We start from the raw sequence: 6,618 nt of genomic DNA, 5'->3' as shown, positions 1-6,618 counted from the left end.
GACGGCCTCGCCAAACCTACCGTCCTGGAAGGCCCCGACCCCGCCGTACTCCTCGCCGCGTACGGGGAGGTCTCGGCGTGACCCGCCGGGTACTGGTCCTCAACGGCCCCAACCTGGGGCGGCTCGGCTCCCGCGAGCCCGATGTCTACGGCGCGACCTCCTACGCCGGACTGGTGGAGAGCTGCCAGGCGCTCGGCCGGGAACTGGGCCTGGACGTGGACGTCCGGGAGACCAACGACGAGGGCGAGCTGATCCGCTGGCTCCACGAGGCCGCGGACGGCTCGATCCCGGTGGTCCTCAACCCCGGAGCCTTCACGCACTACTCGTACGGGATGCGGGACGCCGCCGCACAGCGCACCGCGCCGCTGATCGAGGTCCACATCTCCAACCCGTACACCCGGGAGACCTTCCGTCACACCTCGGTGGTGGCCGCCGTCTCCAGCGGCACCATCGCCGGCTTCGGCATCGGCTCCTACCGGCTGGCGCTGCGCGCGCTGGCCGAGGAACTCTCCGCCTGAACGAGTACGAACGAGTAGGTACGGGGGCGCTCCCCGGAGCGCCCCCGTCGCCGTGCCGTGCCGTGCCGCTTCGGCCGGGCCGGGCCGGGCACTTCGGGCCGCGCCCGGCCGTTGGAGCCCATGAGGACCGGGAATCGGCTGAGATTCACGGCGCGCCCGGAGGGTACCGTTCGAGGGCATGACAGCCGAGTTTCCGCCTGACCAGCGTCAGTCGTACGAGACGGAGTGGCACCGGATGCAGCTTCCAGGGGGATCCCCGCTGCCGCCGCCCCAGGGGCCGGGGCACGGGCCGGGATGGACTCCGGGCGTCGGGCAGGGACCTCCCGCGGTGCCGCCCCCGCCCCGGACGCCCCCGGGGCCGACCCCGCCCGGCTGGGCCCCGCAGGGCCCGCCGCGCCCGCCCGTCGCGGGCCCACCGCGCGACACCACCGGCCCGGTCCGGCTGCCGCCCGGCGGCCCGGTCCCGCTGCCCGTGCCGCCCGCGGGCACCGGCACGGCCACCCTCGCCGTCCTGCTGATCGGCCCGGCCGGCGCGGGAAAGACCACCGTGGCCCGCCACTGGGCGACCCGCCGCCGCGTCCCCACCGCCCACATCAGCCTGGACGACGTCCGCGAATGGGTGCGCGCCGGTTTCGCCGACCCGCAGACCGGGTGGAACGACCACTCCGAGGCCCAGTACCGGCTGGCCCGCCGCACCTGCGGCTTCTCCGCGCGCAATTTCCTGGCCAACGGAATCTCCTGCATCCTCGACGACGCGGTCTTCCCGGACCGCCCGGTCGTCGGCCTGGGCGGCTGGAAGCGCCATGTGGGCCCCGGGCTGCTCCCCGTCGTCCTGCTGCCCGGCCTGGAGATCGTCCTGGAGCGGAACGCGGAGCGCGGCGGCAACCGCCGGCTCTCCGACGAGGAGGTCGCCGCCATCCACGGCCGGATGGCGGGCTGGTACGGATCGGGCCTGCCGATCATCGACAATTCGGCGTACGACGTGGAGACCACCGCCCGGGTCCTGGACGAGGTCCTCGCCCGCGCCGTCGCCAGCCCCCCGGCCTGGTAGGCCGCGCGTCCCCGGGCACCCCGGTCGGACGCGCTGGCCGGGCCGAACGGGGCGTCCGCTCGTACGATCGGGGCATGTCTGAGGTGTATGGGGTCCGCCGCGACCGGCTGCGTGACCGGTGTGCCGCCGCCGGCAGCACCGGGGTCCTCGTCTCCCGCCCCGCCAATGTGCGATATCTCGCCGGCGCGGTGCCCCCCGGCGCGGTGCTGCTGCTGGGGCCCGCCGAGGACGTCCTGCTCTGCCCCCGCACCCTCGCGGGAGACCCGGCGGGCGGCCGGCCGGACGAGCGGGTGCGGCTGTCCGTGCTGCCCAGCTCGGCGGGCGATCCCGCCGTCGCCGCCGCCGAGCTGGCCCGCACCGCCGGGGAGTCGCTCGCCATCGAGGAGCACCATCTCACCGTCGCCCGGCACCGGGCGGTCAGCTCCGTCGCGCCCCGGCTCCGCCTCGCGGACCTCGGTCTCGCCGTCGAGCAGCAGCGCATCGTCAAGGACGAGGAGGAGATCGCCTGTCTGCGGATCGCCGCCGAGATCACCGATCAGGCGCTGGGCGAACTGCTGGAGTCGATCCTCGTCGGCCGCACCGAGCGGCATCTGGCCCTGGAGCTGGAGCGGCGGCTGATCGACCACGGGGCCGACGGGCCCGCCTTCCCCACCTCCGTCGCCACCGGGCCCAACTCCGGCCGCCGGGGGCACCACCCCACCGACCGCAGGGTCGAGGAGGGTGATTTCCTCTCCGTCTGCGTCGGCGCGGACTACCGGGGCTACCGCTGTGAGATCGGCCGTACCTTTGTGATCGGCACCTCTCCCGCGGACTGGCAGATCGAGCTGTACGACCTGGTCTTCGCCGCTCAGCGGGCCGCCCGGGAGGCCCTGCTGCCCGGGGCCGCCTACCGTGACGTGGACCGCGCGGCCCGCCAGATTCTGAGCGCCGCGGGCCATGGAGAGGGCCTCGCACCTCTCACCGGGCACGGTGTGGGCCTCGAAATCGACGAGGACCCGCAGCTCGCCCCGGCCGCCATGGGTAAACTGGACGCTTGCGTGCCGGTCACCGTCGAACCGGGGGTTCACCTCCCTGGCCGGGGCGGGGTCCGGATCGATGACACGCTCGTCGTGCGCCAGGAGGCGGACGGCGGCCCCGAGCTACTCACCATCACGACCAAGGAGCTGCTCGCGCTCTAGCCGGCGCGCACTGCCGTAGCCCCCGGTCGTCCACCAGCGTCAGTCCAGGAGATTCCGCAACCGTGGCTTCCACGAACGACCTCAAGAACGGCATGGTGCTCAAGCTCGACAACGACCAGCTCTGGTCCGTCGTCGAGTTCCAGCACGTCAAGCCCGGCAAGGGCCCGGCCTTTGTGCGCACCAAGCTCAAGAACGTGCTGTCCGGCAAGACCGTCGACAAGACGTTCAACGCCGGCGTGAAGGTCGAGACGGCCACCGTCGACCGCCGCGACATGCAGTTCTCGTACATGGACGGCGAGTACTTCGTCTTCATGGACATGCAGACCTACGACCAGCTGCATGTCGGGCGCGCCGCCGTCGGCGACGCCGCGAACTTCCTGATCGAGGGCTTCACGGCCACCGTCGCCACTCACCAGGGCGAGGTGCTCTACGTCGAGCTTCCCGCCGCGGTCGAGCTGGTCATCCAGGAGACCGAGCCCGGTGTCCAGGGCGACCGCTCCACGGGTGGCACCAAGCCCGCGACCCTGGAGACCGGCTTCACCGTGCAGGTCCCGCTCTTCATCACCACCGGTGAGAAGATCAAGGTCGACACCCGCTCCGGCGACTACCTCAGCCGGGTGAACAGCTAACCGTGGCCGCCCGCAACAAGGCCCGTAAGCGCGCCTTCCAGATCCTCTTCGAGGCCGACCAGCGCGGTACGACCGTGCAGACGGTCCTCGCCGACTGGATCCGGCACTCACGGACCGACACCCGGCAGCCTCCGGTCACCGAGTACACGATGGAGCTGGTCGAGGGGTACGCGCAGTACGCGGCCCGGATCGACGACCTGATCTCCACGTACTCGGTCGACTGGGAGATCGACCGGATGCCCGTCGTGGACCGGAACATCATCCGCCTGAGCACCTATGAGCTGGTGTGGGTGGACGGGACCCCGGACGCGGTGGTGATCGACGAAGCGGTGCAGCTCGCCAAGGAGTTCTCCACCGACGAGTCCCCCTCCTTCGTCAACGGCATGCTCGGCCGTTTCAAGGAGCTGAAGCCCAACCTGCGCCGCGAATAGCGGACGGCGGGCGAATGGCCACGGCGGGCCCGGAGCCGGCGACGACGACAGTCGTCCGCTTCGGGCCCGCCGCCGTTTTTCCCGGGCGTGGTTTCCCGGGCGTGCGCGGGGCGCGTCCCCGCCGCCCCCGGAGGTCTCAGACGCCCCGCTCGCGCCCTGCCGGACCGCCGTGCGGGCCGGGTGCCGCCGCCGGGCTCCCGGAGACGCAGAGCGGCGGCCAGCCCTCCGTATGCGCACCGGGGGCGGACGCGCGGAAGGGCGGACCCGCACATGGCGGGTCCGCCCTTCCGGTGTGACGTTTCTCCATACTCCTGCCGGAGCGGGAATCAAGCCCTGGAGAGGTCTCTCAGCTCTCCTCGTGGGTGACCGCGCGGCGCGCGTCCGCGTCCAGCACGCCCCAGCCGATGAGCTGCTCGGTCAGCACCGACGGCGACTGGTCGTAGATGACGGCCAGCGTGCGCAGGTCGTCCTGGCGGATCGACAGCACCTTGCCGTTGTAGTCACCGCGCTGCGACTGGATCGTGGCGGCGTAGCGCTGGAGCGGGCCCGCCTTCTCGGCCGGCACATGGGCCAGCCGCTCCAGGTCGAGGACGAGCTTCGGCGGCGGCTCGGCGGCCCCGCCCGGCGTCGTGCCGGGGAGCAGCTCCTGCACCGGAACCCCGTAGAAGTCCGCCAGCTCGGCCAGACGCTGCACGGTCACGGCGCGGTCGCCGCGCTCGTACGAACCGACCACCACGGCCTTCCAGCGGCCCTGGGACTTCTCCTCCACACCGTGGAGGGACAGCCCCTGCTGGGTGCGGATCGCGCGGAGCTTGGCCCCGAGCTGTTTTGCGTATTCGCTGGACATATAGCTCCCCGGACGCTGTGTCGACGTGCGGCGCCGCCGCCTGGCTGGTAACTCACTGTGAGGTTACGCAGCGTTACTTGGATGAGTCAAGCCGAATGGTCCGGACCGGTCTGTCGTCATGATCCGGCCCCTTCCGGGCCGTGCTCCCGCGACGGATTCTGCCAGGGGGGAGGCCGGGCGGCCTGTTGGGCCCTGGTACGGTGGTGACGCAATTTCGACGTCCTTTAAGGTCCGTCCCGTGAGGCGGAGAAGGAGGTCCGTTTCATATGGACACGCACAGCTCCGATGTGGCCCGCCCCGTTCTTGAGGCGCCCGACATCGCGCGGGTACTGACCCGCATCGCCCACGAGATCGTCGAGCGCGCCAAGGGCGCCGACGACGTGGTCCTCCTCGGTATTCCGACCCGCGGCGTCTATCTCGCCCGCAGGCTCGCCGACAAGCTTCAGGAGATCACCGGCCGCACCATCCCGGTCGGCTCCCTCGACATCACCATGTACCGCGACGATCTGCGCCTGCGGCCCGCCCGGGCGCTGGCCCGCACCGAGATCCCCGGCGAGGGCCTCGACGGCCGGCTGGTGGTCCTCGTGGACGATGTGCTCTTCTCCGGACGCACCATCCGCGCCGCCCTCGACGCGCTCGGCGACCTCGGCCGCCCCCGCGCCGTACAGCTCGCCGTCCTGGTCGACCGGGGCCACCGCGAGCTGCCCATCCGCGCCGACTACGTGGGCAAGAACATCCCCACCTCGCTGCGGGAGACCGTCAAGGTCCAGCTCGCCGAGGAGGACGGCCGCGACACCGTGCTGCTCGGAGTCCGCGAACCCGCTCCCGCCCCGGGCGCCGAGCAGTAGCACCCCCGCCCGTCCGGCCCGCCGCCCGGCGGGTCCCGCGCGCCCGCATGTCCGCCGCGCCCCCGCGCGCCGGTGACACCGGCGGCCGCCCCCGCGAGCCCTCTCCCCGACACATCGGAGCCCCTCGATGAAGCGACACCTCATCTCGGCCGCCGACCTCACCCGTGACGACGCCGTCCTCATCCTCGACACCGCCGAGGAGATGGCCCGCGTCGCCGACCGGCCGATCAAGAAGCTGCCCACCCTCCGCGGCCGTACCGTCGTCAACCTCTTCTTCGAGGACTCGACCCGGACCCGGATCTCCTTCGAGGCCGCCGCCAAGCGCCTCTCCGCCGATGTCATCAACTTCTCCGCCAAGGGATCGTCGGTCTCCAAGGGCGAGTCCCTCAAGGACACCGCGCTGACCCTGGAGGCGATGGGCGCGGACGCCGTCGTCATCCGCCACCACGCCTCCGGAGCCCCCTACCGGCTGGCGAACTCCGGCTGGATCGACGGCGCGGTCGTCAACGCGGGCGACGGCACCCACGAGCACCCCACCCAGGCCCTGCTCGACGCCTTCACCGTGCGCCGCCGGCTCGTCGGCCGCGACGCGGGCCTCGGCCGCGACCTCGAAGGCCGCCGGATCACCGTCGTCGGCGACATCCTGCACAGCCGGGTCGCCCGCTCCAACGTCCTGCTGCTGAACACCCTCGGCGCGCACGTCACCCTCGTCGCCCCGCCCACCCTGGTGCCCGTCGGCGTCGAGAACTGGCCGTGCGAGGTCTCGTACGACCTGGACGCGGTACTGCCCAAGTCCGACGCCGTCATGATGCTGCGGGTCCAGAGCGAGCGGATGAACGCGGCCTTCTTCCCCACCGAGCGTGAGTACTCCCGCCGCTACGGCCTCGACGGCGACCGGATGGCGCGGATGCCCGAGCACGCCGTCGTCATGCACCCCGGACCGATGAACCGGGGCATGGAGATCACCGCCGAGGTCGCCGACTCCGACCGCTGCACGGTCGTCGAGCAGGTCGCCAACGGCGTCTCCATCCGGATGGCCGTCCTCTATCTGCTGCTCGGCGGCGCAGAGCCCGCCGTCACCACCGCTTCCGCCCGTACCGAGGAGACCAAGTAACC

The 6,618-nt window shown here is 72.2% G+C and carries 8 protein-coding genes; 7 read left to right on the top strand and 1 reads right to left on the bottom strand.

Features of this window, described 5'->3' with window-relative positions; all coding sequences use genetic code 11:
• Positions 1 to 77: 77 nt before the first annotated feature.
• The 5 genes from aroQ (at position 78) to nusB (ending at position 3,807) form a co-directional block, all read left to right on the top strand.
• A complete protein-coding gene (gene aroQ, locus IE247_RS30370; protein WP_190126539.1) occupies positions 78 to 518 on the top strand; it encodes a type II 3-dehydroquinate dehydratase in 441 nt (146 codons plus the stop codon).
• A gap of 235 nt (positions 519 to 753) precedes the next feature.
• Positions 754 to 1,569, top strand: a complete 816-nt coding sequence (locus tag IE247_RS30365) for an AAA family ATPase (RefSeq protein WP_190126545.1) — start codon at positions 754 to 756, stop codon at positions 1,567 to 1,569.
• Positions 1,570 to 1,643: 74 nt separating this feature from the next.
• On the top strand, positions 1,644 to 2,747 hold the full coding sequence (locus tag IE247_RS30360; protein WP_190126538.1) for an aminopeptidase P family protein: 1,104 nt from the start codon (positions 1,644 to 1,646) through the stop codon (positions 2,745 to 2,747).
• 62 nt (positions 2,748 to 2,809) lie between these two features.
• Positions 2,810 to 3,376 carry an elongation factor P gene (efp, locus tag IE247_RS30355; RefSeq protein WP_190126537.1) on the top strand — a complete coding sequence of 189 codons (567 nt, stop codon included), beginning with the start codon at positions 2,810 to 2,812 and terminating at the stop codon, positions 3,374 to 3,376.
• Positions 3,377 to 3,378: 2 nt separating this feature from the next.
• Complete coding sequence (gene nusB / locus IE247_RS30350; protein ID WP_190126536.1) at positions 3,379 to 3,807, top strand: transcription antitermination factor NusB; 429 nt, start codon at positions 3,379 to 3,381, stop codon at positions 3,805 to 3,807.
• A 346-nt stretch (positions 3,808 to 4,153) separates the two neighbouring features.
• Here the strand turns inward: nusB and bldD are convergent, their stop codons facing one another.
• A complete protein-coding gene (gene bldD / locus IE247_RS30345; protein ID WP_190126535.1) occupies positions 4,154 to 4,654 on the bottom strand; it encodes a transcriptional regulator BldD in 501 nt (166 codons plus the stop codon).
• Between the two features lie 266 nt (positions 4,655 to 4,920).
• On the opposite strand from bldD, the gene pyrR reads away from it, so the two are divergent.
• The gene (gene pyrR / locus IE247_RS30340; RefSeq protein WP_190126534.1) at positions 4,921 to 5,502 is read left to right on the top strand and encodes a bifunctional pyr operon transcriptional regulator/uracil phosphoribosyltransferase PyrR; all 582 of its coding nucleotides are present in this window, start codon (positions 4,921 to 4,923) and stop codon (positions 5,500 to 5,502) included.
• A gap of 127 nt (positions 5,503 to 5,629) precedes the next feature.
• Positions 5,630 to 6,616 (top strand): aspartate carbamoyltransferase catalytic subunit, encoded by a 987-nt coding sequence (locus IE247_RS30335; protein WP_190126533.1) that lies wholly within the window; start codon positions 5,630 to 5,632, stop codon positions 6,614 to 6,616.
• Positions 6,617 to 6,618 lie beyond the last annotated feature (2 nt).

The sequence above is a fragment of the Streptomyces inusitatus genome (assembly GCF_014651115.1).
Lineage (GTDB): Bacteria > Actinomycetota > Actinomycetes > Streptomycetales > Streptomycetaceae > Streptomyces > Streptomyces amakusaensis.
Note: the sequence above shows the minus strand (reverse complement) of the source record. Positions and strands in the feature narration are given on the sequence as shown.

What these genes read in the sequence shown, in the direction of transcription:
- IE247_RS30365 (WP_190126545.1), top strand. Translation starts at nt 754, where the DNA reads ATGCAGCTTCCAGGGGGATCCCCGCTGCCGCCGCCCCAGGGGCCGGGG.
- IE247_RS30360 (WP_190126538.1), top strand. Translation starts at nt 1,644, where the DNA reads ATGTCTGAGGTGTATGGGGTCCGCCGCGACCGGCTGCGTGACCGGTGT.
- bldD (WP_190126535.1), bottom strand. Translation starts at nt 4,654, where the DNA reads ATGTCCAGCGAATACGCAAAACAGCTCGGGGCCAAGCTCCGCGCGATC.
- pyrR (WP_190126534.1), top strand. Translation starts at nt 4,921, where the DNA reads ATGGACACGCACAGCTCCGATGTGGCCCGCCCCGTTCTTGAGGCGCCC.
- IE247_RS30335 (WP_190126533.1), top strand. Translation starts at nt 5,630, where the DNA reads ATGAAGCGACACCTCATCTCGGCCGCCGACCTCACCCGTGACGACGCC.